This window comes from Methanomassiliicoccales archaeon LGM-DZ1 (assembly GCA_030168595.1).
Classification (GTDB): Archaea; Thermoplasmatota; Thermoplasmata; order Methanomassiliicoccales; family Methanomethylophilaceae; genus Methanomethylophilus.
In genome coordinates this window covers 630,096-652,667 of record CP115556.1, presented here as the reverse complement: position 1 = coordinate 652,667, position 22,572 = coordinate 630,096, and the positions used below count along the sequence as shown (strand labels likewise).

The window sequence follows — 22,572 nt, the reverse complement described above, 5'->3', positions numbered from 1 at the left end:
AATGATGAAACTGGAATTGGTCTTCAATGAAAAAGTCAGCTATGTTCAGTACCAGAACCGGATGGACGTATTGCTCACGGCTTCGGCGGTGAACGATGACGGTTACAAGGACGCTGTGACGTTCAGGATATCTTCCGATCCGAAGTTCTTCGACGATATCGAATGCCGGTACGAGGCCCTCCTGCCCAATGCTTCCGTCGATCTCCTGTCGCTGCCCAACGTCAGCCTGAAGCTGGACCCCGGATACATATCATCGATCACCGAGGCCGCGACCTGCAAGGTCAGGTTCACCGCCGAGGACAGGGACGGGAACATCCTCGGCTCCGCCGACAGGGACGTCACGGTGCAGCCCTTCGACTACTGGGCGGGGATTGACATGCCGGAGGCCGTCGCGTCATTCGTCACCCCCAATGCGGATTCCCTGGCCGATGTCAGGTCCAAGGCATCGGACATCCTCGGACAATGGGGCAAGGACAGGTCGCTGGAGGGATACCAATCCGAGGACCGCGACAGGGTGCTGACGATGGCGGCCGCGGTCTATGCGGCGCTGGAGAAGGAGAACATCAACTACGTCAATCCTCCGGCAGGGTTCGAAAGGTCTGGCCAGAGGATCCGCATCCCGGACGAGGTCCTGACCAAGCACGAGGGCACATGCATAGACCTGGCGGTCGTGTACGCCGCGGCCCTCGAGTCCATAGGGCTGAACCCGATCATCTTCATCGTCAACGGCCATGCGTTCGCAGGGTTCTGGCTGGTGGACGATTTCAGCGCGGACATCATCAACTGGGACAATGCGAGCTACACGCGCATGTACAGGAACAAGGAGATCCGCGCCGTGGAATGCACCTGTTTCACCAATTCGGCGGCCGTTCCCTTCGATGAAGCGTGCCAGAAGGCCCTCATGAGGCTGGAGGACGCGGACAACTTCATCTGCGCCGTCGATGTGGCCAAGGCCCGCACCGCGGTCAGGCCCCTTCCCGTGAAGAAGAACATCAACGGGGAATGGATCATCGAGCGCGACGAGGGCAGGCAGGGGACGGCCGCGCCGCAGTCCCTGGGACAGGTCTACACGGCGGCCGAGGACAGGCCGCTGACCAAGGTGGACAGGTGGAAGAGGGAGCTCCTGGACATCACCAACAAGAACAACCTGATCAACATGAGGCAGGGCTCGAAGATAGTTCCCCTGCTGGTCAAGGACATCGCGCATTTCGAGGACGAGCTGGCCGACGGTTCCGAATACACGCTGTACCCCAAACCCCAGGAATGGCAGGGGACCGCCCTGTTCAACGAGAGGCCCTTCGAATCCGAGAACTACATAGGGAATTTCGAGCAGGCGTTCGGCGAGGAGCTGGCCAGAAGGAAGCTCAGGACCCCGCTGACCGATACCGAGACGGAGCGGGCGCTCAGGAGCATCTACCGTCTCGCCAACAAGGAGATGGATGAGAGCGGCTGCAACTGCCTGTTCATCGCCCTGGGCGTTCTGCGGTGGTACGAAGGGAAGAGCACCGGGGTACCGCGCTACGCCCCCCTCATCCTGCTGCCGGTCGAGATGAAGAAGAAGCAGCAGACGTTCTCCGTCAAGAAACTGGACGAGGAGACCGTGTTCAACGTGACGCTGGCCGAGAAGCTGCGCCAGGAGTACGGCATAGATCTCCCCAACATGGACCCCCTCCCGGCGGACGACCGCGGGGTGAACGTCGACATGGTCCTTCAGGTCGTGCGGCAGCAGATCGCGGGGAAAGAAGGGTGGGATGTCCTCCAGGGAGCATCCGTCGGAGTGTTCTCGTTCAGCAATTTCGCCATGTGGAAAGACCTGGACAGCAACATGCCGGTTTTCGAGAAGAACCCGGTGGTCAGGTCCCTCGTCGCCGGAGTCCCCTATCCGTCCGATAAGGAGATGGATGCCGACGCGGACCCGTACGGGCTGTGCCTCACCGTCTCGGCCGACGGGTCCCAGATCAAGGCCGTGAGGGCAGCGGGCGAAGGCAGGACCTTCGTCATGCACGGCCCTCCCGGGACCGGGAAATCGCAGACCATCACGAACATCATATCGAACGCCCTCTACAATGGCAAGACGGTCCTCTTCGTCGCGGAGAAGCGTGCGGCTCTCGAGGTCGTCCAGAAACGTCTCGAGGAGGTCGGGATAGGCAACCACTGCCTGGAACTGCATTCCAACAAGACCGAGAAATCGAAGGTCATAGACCAGCTGAAGAGCTCGCTGGCGAAATGCCAGCCCCTGGACGAACCGAAGGCCCATCAGCTGCTGTCCGAGATCGACGCTCAGAAGAAGAAGCTCGATGCATATGTGACGGAGCTCCACAAGGAGAGGTCCTTCGGGCTGTCGGCATATGAAGCGATCTCGAGGTTCGAGGCTCATGACGTGCCGGGCGTCAGGGACCTGAGGGTCGATCTCGAAGGCGGACTCAAGCCCAAGGCATCCAACCTCGCCGATATCGAGGATGCCGTGCGCGATGCGTACCAGGCATTCTCCCTGGTGCAGGATGCCGACATCGATACGCTGCAGCATGTCAGGACCGGATGCATAGCGGCCTCGGTGGCAAGCGATACGGAGGATATGATCGCGGACCTCCGCGGCAAGGTCCGGGCATACCGCGGGTTCGAGGACCAGCTGAAAGCGCTGGGCCTTCCGATCGATACGGCGGACGAGCGCCGGCGCGACTCCTTCATCGGCGCGATGCTCTCGATCGATGACCGGATGTCGAAGGAGAACGACCTGTCCTCGGTGGAATCCGGCCTGAGGTCCATATCGGACAGGGCCGAGGCGGTCCTGAGAGACCTGCGCGCATATGCGGACCTGGGTTTCAATCTCAATCCTGCCGACATCGATAGGACCCAGGCGTCTGTGAGGGATGCCCAGGCGGAGATCTCGTCGGCGGTGTCCCGCGGGTTCATGATCGATTCGCCGGAGACCGTCAGGATGCTCGATGAAGCGAGGAGGTTCTGCACGGCCGTATCGGGCGCTGGGCAGGACATCGGAGAGGTCGCCAATCTCTGGAAGCTCGATGTCTTCAGGTTCAACGAGAGTTACAATCTGGCACAGGAATATTCTGCAGTGGGCAGGGCCGGTTTCTTCGGCAAAGGGAAGGCCAGGAAGGCCTTCATGAAGGCGGCCGCGCCGTATCTCCGGAACCCCGATACCCCCTTCGATTCGCTGTCCTCCTCATCCGATGCGATAAGCCGCATCGGGCCGGGCCTGCTGGCGGTCGCGTCCGTCCCTGCCGGATACCGGGACAGCCCCGGGGTCGGGGCCGAGGTGGAGAAGCTCAGGGAAAGGTCGAGGATGGCCTCGGCGGCGCAGTCTGCGATCAGGGATTACGGCATCGATCCCCGGGACCTCGGCAGGTGCCGCGAACTGGCGGTCACGGCCGGCGGCATACTGTCCCAGCTGAAATCCGCCCGGGAGTCCATGAACGCCTCGGCCTCCGCTCTCGCCGAGTACCTGGACACCGATCTGGACCTTTCCGATCCGGCGGTCTCCCTCCCGTTCTGCGATAAGCTGGAGGCCCAGATGCCCAAGCTGTTCGATTGGACGAACTGGAACCATTATGCCGGCAAAGTATCTGTGTACGGGCTGCAGTCCGTGCTGCCGGAGATCCGGAACGGGACCGACCCGGAGCTCCTGGTCGATTCGGTCTACAGGTCGATCTACAAGACGTTCATCACAGCGGTCCGCCAGGAATCGGAGGCGCTGAGGATGTTCAGCTCGTCCACCTTCGAGGGCTTCATCAGGAAGTTCCGGAAATTGGACCAGACCTATACCCAGCTCAACAGGAACGCGCTGAAATACAAACTGGCCATGAACGTTCCCAAGAACATGGACGATTCCATATCCGGGTCTGAGGCCTACATCCTGAACAAGGCCGTGAACAGCTCCAGGATAAGGAAGTCCATCAGGACCCTGCTGTCCGAGGTGCCCAACATACTCCCCAAGCTCTGCCCCTGCTTCCTGATGAGCCCGCAGTCGGTGTCCCAGTACATCACCATGGACTATCCCAGGTTCGACCTCGTCATATTCGACGAATCGTCCCAGATAACGACCAGCAAAGCGATAGGCGCTCTGGGAAGAGCGGAGAACGCCGTCATCGCCGGAGACAGCAAGCAGCTCCCTCCGACCTCGTTCTTCCAGAAGAAGATCGAATCGGACGATGATGACGACGATCAGATCGACGTCGACAGTTTCCTCGATGACTGCCTGGCGCTCAATATGCCGGAGACCTATCTCGAATGGCATTACCGCAGCAGGCACGAGAGCCTGATCGCGTTCAGCAACAGGATGTTCTACGGCGGCAAGATGCTGACTTTCCCGTCGCCGAACGACCTGGAGACGAAGGTCGGCATGAGGTTCGTACCGGGGGTCTACGAGAGAGGGAAGAGATGCAACCCCATCGAGGCCAAGGCTGTCATCAACGAGGTGTACCGGCGGGTTATGGACGATACGCTGGTCAAGCAGAGCATCGGGATAATCGCGTTCAGCATCTCCCAGCAGACATGCATACAGGATATGCTCGATGACATGATCAAGAGGGACTCCAAGCTCTTCGACAGGCTGAACATGATGCCGGAGGAGATGTTCATCAAGAACCTGGAGACCGTGCAGGGCGATGAAAGGGACGTGATCCTGTTCTCGATCGGTTACGGGCCGGATTCCAAAGGGCACGTGTACCAGAACTTCGGCCCCATCAACAGGGACGGGGGCCAGAGGAGGCTCAACGTCGCCGTATCGCGCGCGAGGTCGGAGATGATCGTGTTCACCTCCATGAAATACACGGACATCGCGCTCACGTCGAGCTCCAGCAAGGGGGTCAGGGACATGAGGGAGTTCCTGAGGTTCGCAGAGAACCGCGGGCACTTCCCGGATTCTTCGGCAGATGCCCCGGCCGCAGAGGGGACCATGATCCTGACCGACATAGCGGAGACCCTGAAGGATAACGGGTACAGCTCCCATTACAATGTGGGCACGTCGCAGTTCAAGGTCGATATCGGCGTCATCGATCCTGACAACCCCTCAGATTATATTCTCGGGATACTCAGCGACGGGGAGTCCTACAGGGCATCCGAGAACACCAGGGACAGGGAGTATGCCAGGGCCGACGTCCTCAGGGGGTTGGGATGGAACCTGATGCATGTATGGTCTGTCGATTGGTACTTCAACAAGCAGAAGGCGCTGGAGAACATCCTGAGCAGGCTGAAGGACCTGAGGGAGAACAGAACTGATGCGGGCGAAGAGTCCCAGGAGATAGATCCCAACTACGGCCTGAAGGATGCTCCTCCGGAGGAGACCGGAAAGCCGGAGGCACCGGGGACCGAGCTGTCCAATTCGGTCGTATATGTGCCGGCCGCCATAACGATCCTGGAAGGCGTGAGCCCAGATCTGGCGGTATCGAACGTAGATTTCATAGGGAAATACGCATCCGAGATAATCGAGGCGGAATCGCCCATAAACGAGACCTACCTTGTGAAGCTCTATTGCAGGAAGGTGGGCATCAAACGCCTGTCCGAAGCAAAGAGGAATATGCTGCAGTACCGGCTCCGCAATATATTCATCCCTGATGTCAAACAGGGATTCGTGACCTATTGGGGGAAGGGCGCGGCGAAGGACCTCAAGACTTACCGCGTATCAGGCGATCCGGAACTGAACAGGCAGGTGGACTGCGTGCCCCTCATAGAGCTGGAGAACGCCATAGAGGACGCCGTCAGGATAAACGGCTCGCTGACCCAGGACACGGCCGCCCAGGCGGCCGCCCGCGTGCTGGGATACGGCCGCAGGGGCGCGAAGATCACCGAGGTCCTCACCCTGGCGATCAAGATCGCATTGGAAGACGGGAAGATAGTCGAGAAGAACGGGAGGCTGCTCCCGGAAGAGTGATGCGGGCTTCCGGGAGCATGATGCCGCGATGCTTCCGGATCCCCCGGAGGGCCGTCTGCCGGCGCACATGCGGTGGTTATTTGCTCTCAATCATTCCGAACACCTCTCTCAAAGAACGGGATCGTGGCGGATCCTGCGGAAACGTAAAACGCATCAAAGCTGAATCTCATCCAAGCGTAAACGTCAATCTTTGATTGACAGCATGACATAGAGAAAATAAAGACCAGAATGTGATTGCAAAGACCTGTCGGCGAATCAGTTCTGCTCATGAAGACAGGTTTTTGATTAAACACTGAAGATCTGAAATTCTCGGATCTTTGTAGGTACACCTGTAAGGGTACATTTTTCTTTATAAACTGATTTTGTTTCTTTAAATACGCTTTATATATCGATGAGTTTTTATAATATACCTACAATATAGGTATATGCCCGAAATATATTACGTTCAGAGGGGTAACAGGAAATATGCTTACAGAAGCACCTCTGTGTACGAGCCAGGAAGCAAGTATCCGAAGACCGTGAATGAATATATCGGGATTCTTGACGAAGAGAGCGGAAAAATAATTCCCAAGAAAAATCGTGCTCGGACGGATTCTTTCCTGTCGGATGAGGACATAACCGGGAAGAGATTCGGGGGTTCGCATATGCTCAAGAGCATATCTGAACGCATCGGGCTGAGGGAGGATCTCTTCTATTGTTTCGGTCCTGAAGGGGACCGGATACTCGCCTGTGCCGTGGCACAGGCATTATCCGGAGGACCGTTCTCGTCCGTGGAGGATACCGTCGACGGCTGCCTGATCGGGGAGATGCTGGGGCTGGAAGGGAGATTCTCCTCTCCCAGATTGTCGGAATTCACAAAGTTCCTGGGAGAGAGCCTGGGCAGCCTCGAGAACCTGTTCGAAAGGAGACTGGCAAGGGCCGAAGGCACTCTGACATTCGATCTAACATCGGTTTCCAGCCACAGCAGGATGAGGGAATGGGCGGAATGGGGATACAACCGCGATAAAGAGAAGATGAAACAGCTGAACTTCGGACTTGTCACCGACAAGTCCGGCATACCGGTGATGTTCGAACTGTATCCGGGGTCGATTCCCGATCTAAGGACACTGGAAAGGACGGTGGAACGTGTGGGGGAACTGAAGGAAGGCGATTGTTCTCTCATCATGGACAGGGGATTCGGTTCCGCATCCAATCTGAAGTATCTGCTGGAGAAGGAGGTATCCTTCGTGATCCCCGGGAAGAAGGCAACCAGGTGTGTTAAGGCCCTCCTTTCCAGACTCGTGAAGGAGAAGCACCATGCCGATTCGCTGAGGCTGCATGATGAACATACATATTCCGTGCTGGAATCGGAAGTGGCCATAGTCCCCAGAGCGGAACCCGAAACGGAGGATGAGGACTCCAATGATACTGCGGAATACGAACTCATCCTGCCGGAGGATCCGCGTTTCGCGGATGCTCCGGAGAACATGAGGATGAAGGCGTATGCCTGCTACGACAGGCAGAAGGCGGCAGAGGATGCGGATACGGTGTACAAAGCGATCCTGGACATAGAGAAGAGATTGTCCGAGACCAATCCGTACACGGCGGTGAAGGAAGCGAAGAGACTCGCGGGACCGTATGCGAAATACTTCGACCTGAGCGTGGATGGGGAAGGGAAACTCAGGATAGAGCGCAGGAAGAATGCCATGTCGTTCTCCATGAACCGCAACGGCATGTTCGTGATGTTCTGCAAAGGGATAGAGGATTGGGAGGACATGATGTCCTGCTACGACTGCAGGACATATGTGGAACAAGCATTCGATGTGATGAAGAACGAATTGGACGGGAACAGGTTCAGGACTAAGGATCCGCAGACGGCCAAGGGCCGTCTGCTGATCAAGTTCGTTGCTCTGATATTATGGTGCACCATGGCGAAAGAGCTTCGGGACAGCAGGCACGGGGAACCCGTGCGGACCGTCCTCCAGTCCATGGACAACATACTGGCAATCGGAAAGAAGGGGGAATGGAGGGTATTGGAGATCACCAAACGGAACCGCAGGTTCATGGATGATCTCAAGGTGCCGCATCCGCCAAAGACCCTGGTCCTGAAACCGTACACTTACATTCCGGAATCAGCTTTGGCGGATTCCTGATGTACCTACAAATCCGAGAATTTCAGTGAAGATTGATTCACAGGAATAGGTTTCAACCTCAGGTTCGAGACGATTAACTCATGTTTTTTTCAGGAATCGTGGCTCGCTCTCCACTTCGATTATGAACAGGATTATCTCCGCCATCGAACTCTCCCTTACGGAGCATCTTCTCCAGATTGTGCCCTTTGCGGATCTCGCGGCCTGTCGATCCGGAAAACGATCTTATCTGTCCGTCATCGATCATCAGATAGCAGTCCGGCCTAAGGAGATCGTTTCCTACCAAGCCTGTATTGTGAGTCGTCAGAACTATCTGGGCAGATCTTATCTTCAGTACGTTCCTCAGCATATTCTCTGCAAGTTCGTAATGGTAGAACGCATCGAACTCGTCAATGAATATGAATGACGCATCATCGAATCTTCTGCTCCAATAGTAGTAGAGCTCGAGGGCCTTGGTTCCGCTTGATGCCACGGCGCTCAGCAGCACTGGCTTTTTGCGGAATCTCTGAACGACTATGCTCGGCATGGCCTCAGTATCCACTGTCGACAGCTTCATTTCAAAGCCTGCAGTATCGTTCAGGAATCTCTGAAAATCATCGACCAAGTTGTTCTCTATCAGATACTGGTCCAACGATTCCTGCCCCTTGGTCAGGCCGATGTAGACGTTTCCGTCCTGTACAGACCTGAAATACAGCATCCTCCTGACGAAATCGGTTATCCAATACACCGGAGATTCAGGAGACTGCGGCGTATTGTGGGCCACGTACCTGAAGAATGCGAGCGAACCGCCGTATGCGGAGAACTGAAGATCTCCGGCGCCGATCGCACTCATCAGTTGGGCATCCAGGGATGTAAGTTTTGCATCTTCTATCTCAAAGACAGTTTTCCCGCCGACTGCTAACTTTTCATATGTGATCTTGAACGGAGAGGATTTCCTGTAGGAGTATTCAATGATCGAATCGCCGTGCTGGAACTCATAGCAGAATGCGGCTTCGTTCCCTCTGCTGTCGCCGTTGATGAAGCTTTGCTCATCAGTTTGATGGATCTCAGACTGATTGTCGGTCAGAGTGTAGACTATATCGAAAAGTGCGAAACCGAGGTTGGTCTTTCCGCTGCCGTTTTTCCCGATCAGGACCGCCTTGTCGAGGAGGCCGTTCCTGATGCAGTCTTTGCTGAACGAATAGTCTCTGACAGCAGTGAAATCGAGGACGGCCTTATCGCAGAAGTTCTTGTAGTTCTCCACAGAGAACTTCCTGAGCATGGTGTTTCCATTGTTCGATGCACGCTGTGCCATCAAATCGCTATGGCCGCACATCTCTTTTAACGGTTTCCTATCTTCAGTAAAAAAATTACGGCAATACCTGCTTATGCCATCGTCGGCGTACAGGCGATGGTTATTTCAACAGGTTAGAACAAGCCCGTCCGAGTGAGATAAATGAGCGGCAGGCAGTGGCTACCGCTGATCGGCATCGCCCTCAGCGTTTTCATCTTCAATATGTCCGAGTTCATGCCCATCGGGCTGCTCACGGCCATTTCGGATGATTTCAGCATCTCGGAATCAAAGGCCGGGCTCATCATCTCCGTCTACGCCTGGGCCGTCGCCATCCTGTCGCTCCCGATCATGCTCCTCCTCAGGAAGATGGAGTACCGCAGGATGCTCCTGATGACGGTGGTCCTCTTCGCCGTCTTCCAGTTCATGTCAGGCATCTCAACGTCCTATTGGATGCTGATGGCGTCCCGTCTCGGAGTGGCCGTGGCGCATTCAGTGTTCTGGTCGATCGCGGCCCCGCTGGCGGTCAGGGTGGTGGACAGGGAGCATCAGAAGGTGGCGCTGAGCCTGATCGCCACCGGCACCTCTCTCGCGATGGTCATCGGCCTGCCCCTGGGAAGGGTCATAGGGCTCGCGCTGGGGTGGAGGATGGCGTTCATCGCCATGGCGCTGGCGGCAGCGGCGGTCCTAGTCATGCTGGCCATCGTCTTCCCAAGGGTGGAGAACCCCGGAACCTTCACCGTCAGGCGGCTTCCGGAGATATTCAGGAACCGTGTCCTGATGGGGATATACCTGGTCATCGCGGTCTACGTCACCGGCTATTACACTGCGTACAGCTACATCGAGCCCTTCATGCTCCAGACCGCAGGCATGTCGGAGAACATGATCACCGCCGCGCTCATCATCTTCGGGCTCGCCGGCCTGATCGGGAGCGTTCTCTTCACCAAGAAGTACGGCTCCGCGAGGTATGCCTTCATAATGTCCGCGCTGACGTTCTCGTCGCTGTCGATGCTGGCTCTCGCTGCCGCCGCGGAACTCGAGATCGCGGTGCTCCTGCTGGTGATCCTTTGGGGGATGTCCCACACCATGTTCAACATCTCCTTCCAGAACGAGACCCTGCATGCCTCCCAGCAGGACTCCGCCGCCATCGCCATGTCTCTCCAGTCCGGGATATACAATGTAGGGATTGCCATGGGCTCGATCCTGGGCGGGGCGGTCACTGACAATCTGTCTGTCGGCGACATCGGGTATGTGGGAGGCATCCTCGGCATGGCCGCGGCGCTGTTCACCGCCGTTGTGCTCATCGCGGCCATGAAGCGCCGCGATGCTTCAGGCGCGGCCGGGGCGTGAGGTCAGCCTATAATAGCCGGAACGCCATGGTCCGTCCATGATACTGACGGATGAGGAGCAGGCCGTCCTGGACGGCGAGAAGGGCGCCGGCTTCCAGAAGGCCATGGAGCTGGTCGTGGCCCTGGGCAAGGTCTACGGCGCGGAGAGCCTCGTGGACATCGCATCCGCCCATCTTTCGGGCGCATCCTACAAGACGATCGGCGACGGCGGGCTGAAGTACCTCTCCGACCTTGCCGCCGGAGGGGCCAAGGTCTCAGTTCCCTCGACCCTCAACCCGGTCGGCATGGACCGCGGGCGCTGGAAGGAGATGCACATCTCCCCCGAGTTCGCGGAGAAGCAGCTGGAGATCATCGACCTGTACGGGAAGATGGGGATAAGGAAGACCTGCTCCTGCACCCCGTACCTCGGCGACAACGTCCCGAAGAAAGGGCAGCACATCGCCTGGGCGGAGTCCTCTGCCCTCTCTGTCGCCAATTCGTATTTCGGAGCCAGGACCAACCGCGAAGGCGGGCCGGGCGCCCTGGCCGCCGCCATTATCGGCAAGACCGCCAACTACGGCCTCCATCTCGACGCCAACAGGAGACCGACCAAGGTCATAGACGTCTCGGACTTCGGGGGATCGGTGTTCGATTATTCCCTTCTGGGACAGGCAGTAGGGATGGAGATGGGCCGCGGGGTCCCTTACTTCCGCGGGCTCAGGGACATCGCGATCGAGGACGCCAAAACCCTCTCGGCGGCCATGGCGGCCGCCGGTTCCGTGGCGCTCTGGCATGCCGAGGGATGCACCCCCGAGGCTAAGGACGGTCTCGACATCTCCGGCCTGGAGCACATCAGCATAGGGAAGGAAGAGATGAAGGCCGCGTACGACAAGTTGAACACCGCGGACGATGTCCAGCTGATCGCGCTGGGATGCCCCCACCTCTCTCCCAAGGAGATGCACGACATAGCGTCGATGCTCAAGGGGAAGAAGAAGAGGAACAGGGACACGGAGATCTGGTTCTGCACCTCGGAATCCGTGCGCGAGCAGTGCGCCGAGGACGTGAAGGTGATGGAGGAGTTCGGCCCCGTCCTGGCGGACACCTGCATGGTGGTGGCGCCCATCGAGGGCACCTTCCGGAGGACGGCCACCAATTCCGCCAAGGCCGGCAACTACCTGCCCACCCTCTGCTCCCAGAAGGTCATGTTCGCTGATATCCCCGACTTGCTGAAGGTGATAGAATGATCATGAAGGGCAGGGCGATATCCCCCGGCTTCGCCGAGGGCACCGCTGTGACCTATCCGGAGGCGTTCAGCTTCCTGGGCGGCGTGGACGGCTCCACCGGGGACCTGCATGTCAGAGACGGGAACATCGCCGGCAGGGTGTTCATGTTCCCGAACGGGAAGGGGTCCACCGTCGGATCGTACGTTGTCTACGACCTCATGGTCCACGGGAAGGCGCCTCTGGCACTTGTGAACAGGAGCGCCGAGACCATCGTCACCACCGGGGCGGTCATCTCGTCCGTGCCCATGGTCGACGGTATCGACGTCTCCCTCTTCCGCGACGGCGATGAGGTTGCCGTCGACGGGTCCCGCGGGTACGTGGAGCTGAAGGGCGTGGAGCTCAGGCACACCGTCTCCTCCGTCCTCGTCTGCGGCGGGAAGGTGCTGTACCTGAAGAGGCCGGAGCATGCGCACTCGTTCCCCGGGAAGATTTCCCTCGTGTCGGGCAGCGTCGAGAGGGGGGAGACCCCCGAGGAGGCCGCCCGCAGGGAGATCTCCGAGGAGACCGGGATCTCCGTCGGGTTCCCGGACGCCGCCGGAGAGGAGATCCTCGTGAGGGAGGGGAACACCGTTTGGGACGTGCATCCGTTCCTCTACAGGGTCGCCTCGGAGGATGTGAAACTGAACGGCGAGAACGTCTCTTACAAATGGGCGGAGTCCGGCAGCATCCCGGAAGAGGAGCTCGTCGACGGGGTCGGCGGCATAGTCGGGGCTTTGCTGCATAAGGCCGTTTGATCCGGCCGCCCGGTATGCATCCCGCTCTCGGGAGGGAGCGGGATGCGCCAGAGCTTTCAGATAAAGAGAATACAGGGGAGATGTTCTCCCCCAGGGTTTTTCCGGGATCAGATCCTGGTGGACGCCACTCCGATGGTGACGTTCTTCCCGGTGATGTCCCAGTCCTTGACGGACTCGCCGGCGGGCTCGTCGGTGAAGACGATCTGCTTGGCGCGCACCTCGGACATGATATGGTCCTTCCAGGTCTCGAACAGGGCGGTGAGGCGGGGCTCGGCCTTCACGTCGACGTTGATGTAGTCCTCGACGTTCAGCTTCATGTCCTTCCTCATCTGCTGGATCCTCCTGATCAGCTCGCGGGCGTATCCCTCGGCCTCGATCTCGGGAGTGATCTCGAAATCGATGAAGAGCTCCCCTTCCGAGAACGGCACCGGCTCGATATCGCTCTTGCCGACGACCTCTCCGTTGGGCGGGAGGTAATCGATGCTCTTGATGTTGCCCTGCTGCGCCAGGACAGAATCGAAGACCTTCACGAGCGAGTTGACCTTCTCGTCGGCCCCGCGGACGTAGACCGCCTTCAGCGGCCACCTGAGCTTGGACCCGGTCTTGGCCCTCTCGGCCGCGACGGTCTCGATGATGTTCTGGATCAGGGACATGCTGTGCTCGAGGTCCTCGTTCACCAGGCTCATGTCGGGCTTGGGCCAGTCCTCCATGTGGACGGTGAGCTTCTTCCCGTCCATGGCGCCGTAAGCGATCTCCGAGATGTGCGGGCAGACAGGGGCGAGGGCTATGGCCGCGCTCATGATCGAGCGGTGGAGCATGAAGTAGGAGGCGGTCTTGTCCTCCGAGCTCTCCTCGTCCCAGCTCCTGTCCCTTATCAGGTGCAGGTACCAGCGGGAGAGGTCCTCCATGATGTAGTCGGACAGCGCACGGACGACCTTCTGGAGCTCCCTGCTCTCGATGCCCTCGGTCACGGCCGCCTTCATCTTCTCCGTCCTGGAGAGCATCCATTTGTCCTCGTTCCTGAGGTGGGGCATGATGCTCTCGAGGCTGTGCTCAGCGGGGTCGTACCCGTCCATGGACATGTACATGGCCGCGAAGTTGATGACGTTCCAGAAGGTGTTGAGCACCTTCCAGGCGTCCTTGGGGCCGGTCTTCTGGAAGGAGGTGTCCTCCCAGGGGGCGTTGACCATGATCATGTAGAACCTGAGGGCGTCGGCGCCGTACTGGTCGATGACCTCCTCGGGGGTGACGACGTTACCGAGGGACTTGGACATCTTCCTGCCCTTGGAATCGAGCATCCACCCGTGCATCATCACCTCGTCGTACGGGGCGCGCCCGAAGGAGACGACGCCGGCCGCCAGCTGGGTGTAGAACCATCCGCGGGTCTGGTCCTGGGCCTCGACGATGAACTTCGGGGGCCACCATTTCTGGAACTCCTCCTTCCTGTGGGGGTAACCGAGGTCCGCCCATGCTGCGACGCCGGAATCGAACCAGACGTCCATGACGTCGGGGATCCTGCGCATGGTGCCGCCGCACTTGGGGCACTTGAAGGTCACGCCGTCGATCCAGGGGCGGTGGGTGTCCATGCCCTCGGTGTACCCCTCGCCTTCCTTCAACTCGTCGTACTGGCCGACGACCTTCTTCTCGCCGCAGGAGCATTCCCAGATGGGGAGGGGGATGCCCCAGAACCTCTGCCTCGAGACGCACCAGTCGCGGGCGCCCTCCACCCAGTTCTTCTCCCTGGCGGCGCCGGCCCACTCGGGGGTCCATTTGACGCGGTCGATCTCGGAGAGCATGGTGTCCTTCACCTTGGGGACCTCGATGAACCACTGGCGGGTGTTCCTGTAGATTATAGGGGTCTTGCATCTCCAGCAGTGGCCGTACCTGTGCTTGATCTTGGAGGTGTTGTAGAGGATGTCCTTCTCCTGCAGGTATTTGATGACCTCGTCGTTGCAGGTGCGGACCTTCTTGCCGGCCATCATCGGGAAGTCCTGCGTGAACCTCCCGGACTCGTCCACCGGGCAGAACGCGGGTATGCCGAACCTCCTGCCGGTCTCGAAGTCGTCGGGACCGAACCCGGTCGCGGTGTGGACCAGCCCGGTGTTGTCCTTCTCGACGTAATCGGCGGTGACGACCTTGTAGGTGTAGTCGGTCCTCTTCAGGCAGTCCCCGATCTCGAAGGGCGGGACGTAGCCGGTGCCGACCAGGTCCTTCCCCTGCATCTCGCCGAGGATCTCGAAGGAGGTGTAGCCTCCCTTCTGCATGACGAACTCCGCCTGGCACTTCATTATGATGACGGTCTCGGACCTGCCGTCTTCCGCTTTCATGAGGACCCTGGCGTAGGTCTCGTCCGGGTGGACGGCCACGGCCACGTTGGAGGGCAGGGTCCAGGGGGTGGTGGTCCAGATTAGGAGCGACGTCCCGCTCCCGTCGGCCAGGGGGAACCTGACCATCACGGAGGGGTCGGTCTCGTCCCAGTAGTCTATCTCGGCCTCGGCGAGGGCGGTCTCGCAGCGGGGGCACCAGGTGACGACCCTGGACGAGTCCTTCAGCAGCCCTTTCCTGAACGCCTGCTGGGCGGTCCACCAGGCGGACTCCATGTAATCGAGCTTCAGGGTCTGATAGGGGTGGTCCCAGTCCATCCAGACCCCCAGCCTCTTGAACGCGTCGGTCATGCTGGCATGCAGCCCGTAGGCGAAGTCCTGGCAGGTCGTGACGAACTTGTCTATGCCGATCTCGTCGGTGATCTGCTTCTTGGAGTGGACCCCGATCTTCTTCTCGACCTGGACCTCGATGGGGAGGCCGTGCATGTCGAACCCGGGCTGGTCGCGGACATTGTAGCCGTTCATCCTCCAGTAGCGGATGAGGATGTCCTTGACCGTCTTGTTCATCGCCGTCCCGAGGTGGATCGATCCCGTCGTGTAAGGGGGGCCGTCGAGGAAGTAGAACGCCGGTCCGTGCTCCCTCAGTTCCTTGGTCTTCTCGTATGCATGCTCCGACGCCCAGAGCTCCTGGACGTCCTTCTCCGCCTTGGGGGCGGAATAACTGGCCTGGATCTGCTTTATCATCGCTCGTCCTTCTGAACGGGGTATATCTTGCCGCCGTTCACGGCCCGACCATCGGCTCCGATGTTATATAGCTTGCCGAAGACTGAGCGGATATGCGTCTGGGTCTTTCGGCGCCCGGGCGGAGGGGCCTCAGAAGAACGCGTCCAGGGACCTTTGCTGGCGTTTCTTCTTCTGCTCGGCGCGCGCCTTATCGATCCTGTCCAGGGCGGCCGCCACCCGGTCCTCGGAGAAATCGTACCCGGCCAGCATGTCGATGACCCCCTGGCGGTCCGGCTCGGTGTACTGGGTATCGTACCCGTCGGCGCCCTTGTAGTTCAGGAATATGTCCCTGATCTCGTCGCGGTCGGGTATGTCCTCCCCGATCCTGGCGAGGACGTGCTCCAGGTCCCCGTTCTCGCGGATGTACTTCAGTGCCTTCTTGGGCCCGATGCCCTTGATCCCGGCGTTGAAGTCCGTGCCCATGAGCATGCACATGTCGACGAGTTGGCTGCGGGTGATGCCCAGTTTCGACAGGCATTCGGCCGAGTCTATGATCTCCGTCTTGATCTCCCGGTAGACGTCCCTCCCCGGCACCTTCCTCCTGCCGGTGAGGGTGAGGTTCCTCACCAGGGTAGGGGTCCCGAAGAGGAGGGAATCGTAATCCTGGGACGCGGCGGCGTAGACGTCGCCCTTGATGCACATGTACGCGGCCTCCTGCTCCCCGTCCGACGGGGCCTGGACGATCGGGAACCCCATGAGCCCGATGAGCTCCCTCGCCGATTCCCTGACGTCGTCCGTCATCCTCGAGGTCTGCTGGGCCTTCGTGCGGGCGGTCTTGAGGTCGCCGCGCTCGACGGCCTCCCTCCATTCCTTCTCGGCCTCGTCCCGGCGGGCCTTCCTCTCGTCGAGGGTCGCGCGCTTCAGGGGGTGGGGCTTGCCGTCGAACACGAAGATCGGCTCTATGCCGGCCTCCACCAGGCTGGCGCTCCTGTGCAGGAGCCCGGTGAGGTGCGAGGTGGTCCTCCCCCTGCTGTCGCAGAGCGGGTACCCGTCCGGCTGGCGGATGGCCGACATGAACTGGTAGGCTATGTTGTAGGTGTCGATCGCCACTTTCCTTCCGTTCAGGTCGGAGGGCTCGATCTGCTCGGCCTCGACGAGGTCTGATAGGTTTACTCCCGTCTCAGTCCCTCCCGAACTTCTTCCACAGCGCGATCTCCTCGGTCATGTCGGGTAGCTTGAACAGGGCGCTCCCGGCGACCAGGACGTTGGCGCCGGCATCCGCGCACAGCTTCCCGGTCTCGCGGTTGATCCCTCCGTCCACCGAGATGTCCAGGGCGGGGTTGTGGTCCTCCGCCCATCTCCTGACCGCTTCTATCTTGGGCAGGCACTCCGGATGGAACTTCTGCCCGCCGAACCCGGCGTTCACGGTCATTATGAGGACCATGTCGACCTTGTCAAGATAGGGGTCCAGCATGCTGACGTCCGCCGGCGGGTTGATGGTGATCCCCGCCCTCAGGCCCAGGTCCTTGATCTTCTTCACGGCGGCCATCACGTCGCCGTCGGCCTCCGCGTGCACGGTGATCGAGTCGCATCCCGCTTTCGCGAAATCCTCTACGTAGCGCACGGGGTCCTCGATCATAAGGTGGGCGTCGAACGGCAGCCCGCAGCATTTCCTGGCGCACTTTATCACCGGCGCTCCGAAGGTCAGGTTGGGGACGAACATCCCGTCCATGACGTCGAGGTGGGCCCAGTCGGCCCCGGACCTCTCGATCCTCGCCAGCTCCTCACCGAGCCTGGAGAAATCGCATGAGAGCATCGACGGGGCAATCTTGGTCATGCACCGCCAATCGCCGAATCAGGTAAAAAGTATTGCCGTCGGCCCGACCTCTGGGTCTGTTGTCCGACCGTCCGAAATTTATATCCCGACGGCGATGACCGCAGCATGTCAGGAACGGCTGGCCATGGGGCCAAGGTCGAGATATGCGATGTGGAGGGCTGCAGCTGCGAGGCTGAGCGCTCCCTCAACATGAAGCAGGTTGCGAAATGCTCCCTGAAGCTGAAGGACTCCGGGGCGCGCTCGGTCCATCTGTGCAAGGAGCACTACAAGCAGTACAAGAAGGAGACCAAGACCGAGAGGTCCCTGGACTCCGTGTACTGAGGAAGTCCGGTACATTATCCGGAGGCGCGCGGGATGATGGACATTCTGTTCCTGGGGACCGGGGCGAGCGTCCCGTCCAGGGACCGGGGCCTCCCGTGCGTCGCGGTCCGCAGCGGGCCGGAGGTCGTCCTCTTCGACTGCGGCGAGGGGACCCAGCGCCAGCTCATGGTCTCCCCGTTCTCCCTCATGAAGGTCTCCGCGGTCCTGGTGACGCATCTCCACGGGGACCATTTCTACGGCCTCCCGGGCCTGATGCAGACGATGGGGCTCATGGGACGGAAGGACCCGCTCACCGTATGCGGGCCCGAGGGGTTCTCGGACGCCCTCGACATGGTGAACAGGGTCTGCGGCGGGGAGTTCGATTACAAAGTGGACTCCAGGGACCTGTCGCCGGGGGACAGGGTGCCCATCGGGAACCTGGAGGCGGAGGCGTTCGCGACCGTCCACGGCGTGCCGTCCCTGGGCTACCGGCTGTCCGAGCCGCCCTCGCGCGGGAAGATCGATGCCCAGAAGGCGAAGGGATACGGCATAACCGGGCCGGAGTTCTCCGAGCTCGAGAAGGGAGGGACGGTCAGGGGGATCAGGCTGGAGGACATCACGGGCCCGCCCCACCCAGGCCTGTCGGTGGTGTACACCGGCGATACCCGCCCCTGCAGGTCGATCGTGGAGGCATCGAAAGGGGCCGATGCGATCATCCACGAATCCACATACTCCTCGGCTGAGGCGGCCATGGCGGAGGAGCGCTTCCACAGCACGGCGGCCGAAGCGGCCCGCGACGCGCTGGAGGCCGGCTGCAGGTACCTGTTCCTGGTGCACCTGAGCGGGAGGTTCGGGAAGGACACGGGGCCCGTCGAGAACGACGCCCGCGCGGTCTTCGGGGATAACCTCCGCATACCGTCGGATATGTGCCAGTACCGCCTTTCCAGGACCGGCCTGACGGAGATCCGCCGACGCTCTTGGTGAAGTCATCAGACCAGTTTCAGGATGTCGGCCTTGGTGATCATGCCGACGAGCTTCCCTTTCTTGGCGACCAGGACGGCGCCGCAGTCGCTCATCATCCCGGTCACCGAGGATACCGGGGTCGTTTCGTTCACCACGGGGAACGAATCGTCCATGACCGTCGAGACCTGAGCGTCCTTGAGCTCCTCCATGGTCTTCCCGGCGCGGATCTTCTCGAAGATGCTCTTCTCGGAGATGCTGCCGACGGGGGTGTCCCCCTTCAGGACCGGGAGCTGGGAGAACCCGGTGGTCCTCATCAGCTCGGAGGCCACGCGCACCCTGTCGGTGCTCTGGACGCTGACGATGTCCTTGGAGGCCACGTCGGCCGCGGTGATGTCGTGCTTGCCGCCCTTGGCCATGTCGTCAAGGGTCTCGAAGAGCTTGACCACGGTGTCATAGCTGGCCGATATGCGGCCCCTCTCGATCTTGGCGATAGTGCTCTGCGAGACGCCGGACTGTTTTGCGAGCTCCGTCTGGGTAACATCCATCGCCTTCCTCATTCTCCTGATATCGGATGCAGGCGGGAATTTCATGTGCGGCGGTTATACTTTATGCTTATTTGAATATAACCATCAATCTATATTATTTACCATTAAAGTGTACGAATTTTAAAGTGAAGCATATGGCGTCCAAGAAGAATATTTACGTCAACGGGATCGAGCAGGTCCCCGTCCCCAAGAGGCAGATCGAGATCGTCGAGAGGAAAGGTATCGGCCATCCGGACTCCGTCGCCGACGGTGTCGCCGAGACCGTGTCCGAGTCCCTCTGCGCCATGTACATCAAGGAGGTCGGGCACGTCCTCCACCACAACACCGACCAGACCGAGGTCGTCGCCGGTATCTCCCGCCCCGCCTTCGGCGGAGGAGTGATCGTCAAGCCCGTCTACATCCTCATGGACGGAAGGGCCACCACCTACATCGAGAAGGACGGCAAGGAGTACGGCCTCCCCGTCGAGTCCACCGCCCTCAGGGGCGTCAGGAAGTACCTGAAGAAGACCTATCCCTACCTCGACGTCGACTCCGATGTCATCCTCGACACCAAGCTCGGCATGGGGTCCGACGACCTCACCGGCGTCTACAAGGCGTCCAACTTCCTGTCCAACGACACCTCGTTCGGAGTGGGCTACGCTCCCTTCTCCGTCACCGACCAGCTCACCAAGCAGACCGAGAACTACATCAACGGGAAGCTCAAGAAGACCCTCCCCGAGGTCGGGCAGGACGTCAAGGTCATGTGCTCCAGGGTCGGCAACGACATCACCATGACCATCGCCGCCGCCATGGTCGACAGGTTCATCGAGGACCCCACCGCGTACAAGTCCGCCATCGAGCAGCTCACCAAGTCCGTCGAGGACTTCGGCGCCGGGATCATCGACAAGTACGGGAAAAAGGAGAAGCTCAAGGTCGACGTGAACACCGGGGACGACTACAAGCGCGGCGTCTACTACCTCACCGTCACCGGGCTGTCCCAGGAGATGGGAGACGACGGGTCCGTCGGACGCGGCAACAGGTGCAACGGGCTCATCACCCCGTTCAGGCCCATGTCCATGGAGGCCACCTCCGGCAAGAACCCCATCACCCACGTCGGGAAGATCTACAACGTCCTGTCGAACATCATCGCCAACGATGTCGCCAAGGTCGTCGGCGGCGACGCCGAGATCAACGTCCGCCTGCTCTCGCAGATCGGCCACACCATCTCCGACCCGCTGAACGCCAGCATCAACATTATCTCGGACGATGCCCAGCTGCTCGATTCCAAGATCGGCAAGTGGAAGGACGAGGCCTACGCCATCGCCGCCGACTGGCTCGACAACATCGACAAGGTCTCCGAGAAGATCATCGCCGGCAAGATCCAGACCTTCTGAGCCTGGGAAAGGGGCCTCAGGGCCCCTTTTACGGCGATTTAGGCCCGTCTCAAACATGCACTTAATCAATTATTTATACTGACGAGTCGGATTACAAACCGATAATGAAGACTGCTCCAACCGGAGCATCCTGCATTAAATCTGGGCCTCTGAGGCCCGAGGAGTCCGATGTTTACATGAAGATCATGGATATTCCGGCCTACGGCCCGATGTTCCGCTTTACCGACGCGAACGTCTACTACGCCCTCTACGTGCTCTCGGACGGGAGGACGATGGGCCGCAAGCGCCTGGCGGAGGAGGTAGGCGTCGGCGAGGGCAGCATGCGCCGCATCCTCGAGAAGTTCACTGAATGGGGTTTCGTCCTCATCCGCCAGACCGGGATCTCCATCACCAGCTCTGGGAAGGCGTTCCTGGAGCAGATTCCGCTGCGCCTGTCCGATGTGCAGCTCGAGTCCCTCTCCACTACCGGCCCGGTCCAGCAGTCCGTGATCGTCTACGGGGTGGCCAAGAAGATCGTCAACGGCATGGAGCAGAGGGATGCCGGCATCAAGGCCGGCGCCACCGGATGCACGACCCTGGTCATCCGCGACGGCAAGCTCATGATCCCGCCGGACTGGAACCTGGACGAGCACTCCCCCGAGCTTGCCTACAAGATCCGCAAGGACACGGGCATCACTCCGGACGACGCCATCATCGTCGGGAGCGGCGACACGAAGATCCAGGCAGTCGTCGCGGCCCTCAACGCCGCTTTCGAGCTCATCTGACCCTAATGAAGCATCTTCACAGCTGGTCGGTGTTCGAGCCTCTTGCGGATGTTCCCGGAGAGGGGCCCCTCGGAGACCGGCTGGCAGGGATGGGGATCGGGGGGCTGGAGCTCTTCACGCTGGTCTCCCCCGTCGGCAGGGAGTACGTCGGGGTCCCCGGCATAGCCTCCGTCCATCTGCCTTATGCGATCGATTGGCACAGCGCATGGGAAGGCCGTTCCTACGAGGGGACGGAAGGCGAGGACCTCACCTACTTCTCGTTCGGCAGGGACAGGGATGAGATGGTCTCCACGGTCAGGAAGGCCATCCGCTATGCCGCCGCGGTCAAGCCAGCGTACGGGGTCATGCATGCCGGCAACACGGACATGAGGCAGGTCCTGAAGAGGAAGCACGAGAGCGACGACCTGCGCATCATTGAGGATTTCGCCGAGCTGATGAACCGGGTTGTAAGCCCCTTCCCCCTGGGGGAGCCCCCGTTCACGCTGGCGTTCGAGAACCTGTGGTGGGAAGGCCTCAAGCTCCGCGGCCCGGGCGAATGGAAGGTCCTCGAGCGGAAGCTGGAGTTCGACAACTGGGGGTTCACCCTTGACACCGGGCACCTGATGAACACGATAGACGGGCTCGACAGGGAGGACGATGCCGTCGACGCCGTCCTCGCCATAACGGACAGGTACCCATTGGACATGGACGACCGCATCATGACCGTGCACCTGCAACTGAGCCTCTCCGGGGACTTCAGGCGCTCGATAAAGGACGACGGCAGGCATGACGGCGAATCCTGGAAGGAGTTCACCGCCCGCGCTTACAAGCGTGCGTCCGAAATCGACCAGCACAGGCCGTTCACCAGCCCGAGGGTCCGCGAGATCATCGATTCCGTGCGCCCAAGGTATCTGACGCACGAGCTGTACGGCAGCGGTTCGGGCGACCGCTGGGGGGATCTCAGCAGACAGCGCTCCCTGTTTCCGTGAGTGCTTCGTCAGGCATCCAGCAAGAATGAAACGAGACGGGCCCTTTACAGGCTCCGTATCGAAATGACGGAGGACCGGGGGATCCAGCAGACCGTGCGTTCAGAGAGGAGCATTCGCCGAGCGGATCCATTCTGTTCGAAGACG

General features: G+C 60.1%; 15 protein-coding genes. 10 read left to right on the top strand and 5 right to left on the bottom strand.

The annotated features are described in order from the left end of the window. The first annotated feature begins 1 nt into the window (after position 1). Both O8W32_03010 and O8W32_03005 read left to right on the top strand, forming a co-directional pair. Entirely contained in the window at positions 2 to 5,887 is a 5,886-nt protein-coding gene (locus tag O8W32_03010; protein WII09810.1) for a DUF4011 domain-containing protein, read from the top strand. 425 nt (positions 5,888 to 6,312) lie between these two features. Continuing rightward, entirely contained in the window at positions 6,313 to 8,019 is a 1,707-nt protein-coding gene (locus tag O8W32_03005) for an IS1634 family transposase (protein ID WII09809.1), read from the top strand. A 73-nt stretch (positions 8,020 to 8,092) separates the two neighbouring features. Here O8W32_03005 and O8W32_03000 read toward each other — a convergent pair whose 3' ends face one another. Next, positions 8,093 to 9,310: an AAA family ATPase gene (locus O8W32_03000; protein ID WII09808.1), complete on the bottom strand. Its 1,218-nt coding sequence runs from the start codon at positions 9,308 to 9,310 to the stop codon at positions 8,093 to 8,095. A 141-nt stretch (positions 9,311 to 9,451) separates the two neighbouring features. Between O8W32_03000 and O8W32_02995 the strand changes: the two genes are divergently transcribed. Genes O8W32_02995 through O8W32_02985 form a run of 3 tightly spaced genes read left to right on the top strand, consistent with a single transcriptional unit; the run spans position 9,452 to position 12,631 of the window. Beyond that, a complete protein-coding gene (locus O8W32_02995) occupies positions 9,452 to 10,636 on the top strand; it encodes an MFS transporter (GenBank protein ID WII09807.1) in 1,185 nt (394 codons plus the stop codon). A 37-nt stretch (positions 10,637 to 10,673) separates the two neighbouring features. Continuing rightward, positions 10,674 to 11,858, top strand: a complete 1,185-nt coding sequence (locus tag O8W32_02990; GenBank protein ID WII09806.1) for an aconitase X catalytic domain-containing protein — start codon at positions 10,674 to 10,676, stop codon at positions 11,856 to 11,858. Beyond that, entirely contained in the window at positions 11,855 to 12,631 is a 777-nt protein-coding gene (locus tag O8W32_02985) for a DUF126 domain-containing protein (GenBank protein WII09805.1), read from the top strand. Before O8W32_02990 ends, O8W32_02985 begins: the two co-directional genes overlap by 4 nt. Positions 12,632 to 12,738: 107 nt before the next feature. On the opposite strand, the gene ileS is transcribed toward O8W32_02985, so the two are convergent. The 3 genes from ileS to rpe all read right to left on the bottom strand — a co-directional run bounded on the left by ileS (position 12,739) and on the right by rpe (position 17,515). After that, on the bottom strand, positions 12,739 to 15,699 hold the full coding sequence (gene ileS / locus O8W32_02980; protein WII09804.1) for an isoleucine--tRNA ligase: 2,961 nt from the start codon (positions 15,697 to 15,699) through the stop codon (positions 12,739 to 12,741). Positions 15,700 to 15,828: 129 nt separating this feature from the next. Beyond that, positions 15,829 to 16,803, bottom strand: coding sequence for a flap endonuclease-1 (gene fen, locus O8W32_02975; protein ID WII10039.1), 975 nt, complete (start codon positions 16,801 to 16,803; stop codon positions 15,829 to 15,831). A gap of 55 nt (positions 16,804 to 16,858) precedes the next feature. Beyond that, a complete protein-coding gene (gene rpe, locus O8W32_02970) occupies positions 16,859 to 17,515 on the bottom strand; it encodes a ribulose-phosphate 3-epimerase (GenBank protein ID WII09803.1) in 657 nt (218 codons plus the stop codon). Positions 17,516 to 17,620: 105 nt separating this feature from the next. On the opposite strand from rpe, the gene O8W32_02965 reads away from it, so the two are divergent. Next, on the top strand, positions 17,621 to 17,836 hold the full coding sequence (locus O8W32_02965) for a hypothetical protein (protein ID WII09802.1): 216 nt from the start codon (positions 17,621 to 17,623) through the stop codon (positions 17,834 to 17,836). Positions 17,837 to 17,869: 33 nt separating this feature from the next. Next, positions 17,870 to 18,799, top strand: coding sequence for a ribonuclease Z (locus O8W32_02960; GenBank protein WII09801.1), 930 nt, complete (start codon positions 17,870 to 17,872; stop codon positions 18,797 to 18,799). A 5-nt stretch (positions 18,800 to 18,804) separates the two neighbouring features. Here the strand turns inward: O8W32_02960 and O8W32_02955 are convergent, their stop codons facing one another. Then, positions 18,805 to 19,335 (bottom strand): CBS domain-containing protein, encoded by a 531-nt coding sequence (locus tag O8W32_02955; protein WII09800.1) that lies wholly within the window; start codon positions 19,333 to 19,335, stop codon positions 18,805 to 18,807. A gap of 122 nt (positions 19,336 to 19,457) precedes the next feature. Here O8W32_02955 and O8W32_02950 point away from each other — a divergent pair, with 122 nt between their 5' ends. The 3 genes from O8W32_02950 (at position 19,458) to O8W32_02940 (ending at position 22,428) form a co-directional block, all read left to right on the top strand. Then, a complete protein-coding gene (locus O8W32_02950; protein ID WII10038.1) occupies positions 19,458 to 20,696 on the top strand; it encodes a methionine adenosyltransferase in 1,239 nt (412 codons plus the stop codon). A 104-nt stretch (positions 20,697 to 20,800) separates the two neighbouring features. Further along, positions 20,801 to 21,460: a hypothetical protein gene (locus O8W32_02945; protein WII09799.1), complete on the top strand. Its 660-nt coding sequence runs from the start codon at positions 20,801 to 20,803 to the stop codon at positions 21,458 to 21,460. 5 nt (positions 21,461 to 21,465) lie between these two features. Further along, complete coding sequence (locus O8W32_02940) at positions 21,466 to 22,428, top strand: TIM barrel protein (protein ID WII09798.1); 963 nt, start codon at positions 21,466 to 21,468, stop codon at positions 22,426 to 22,428. Positions 22,429 to 22,572 lie beyond the last annotated feature (144 nt).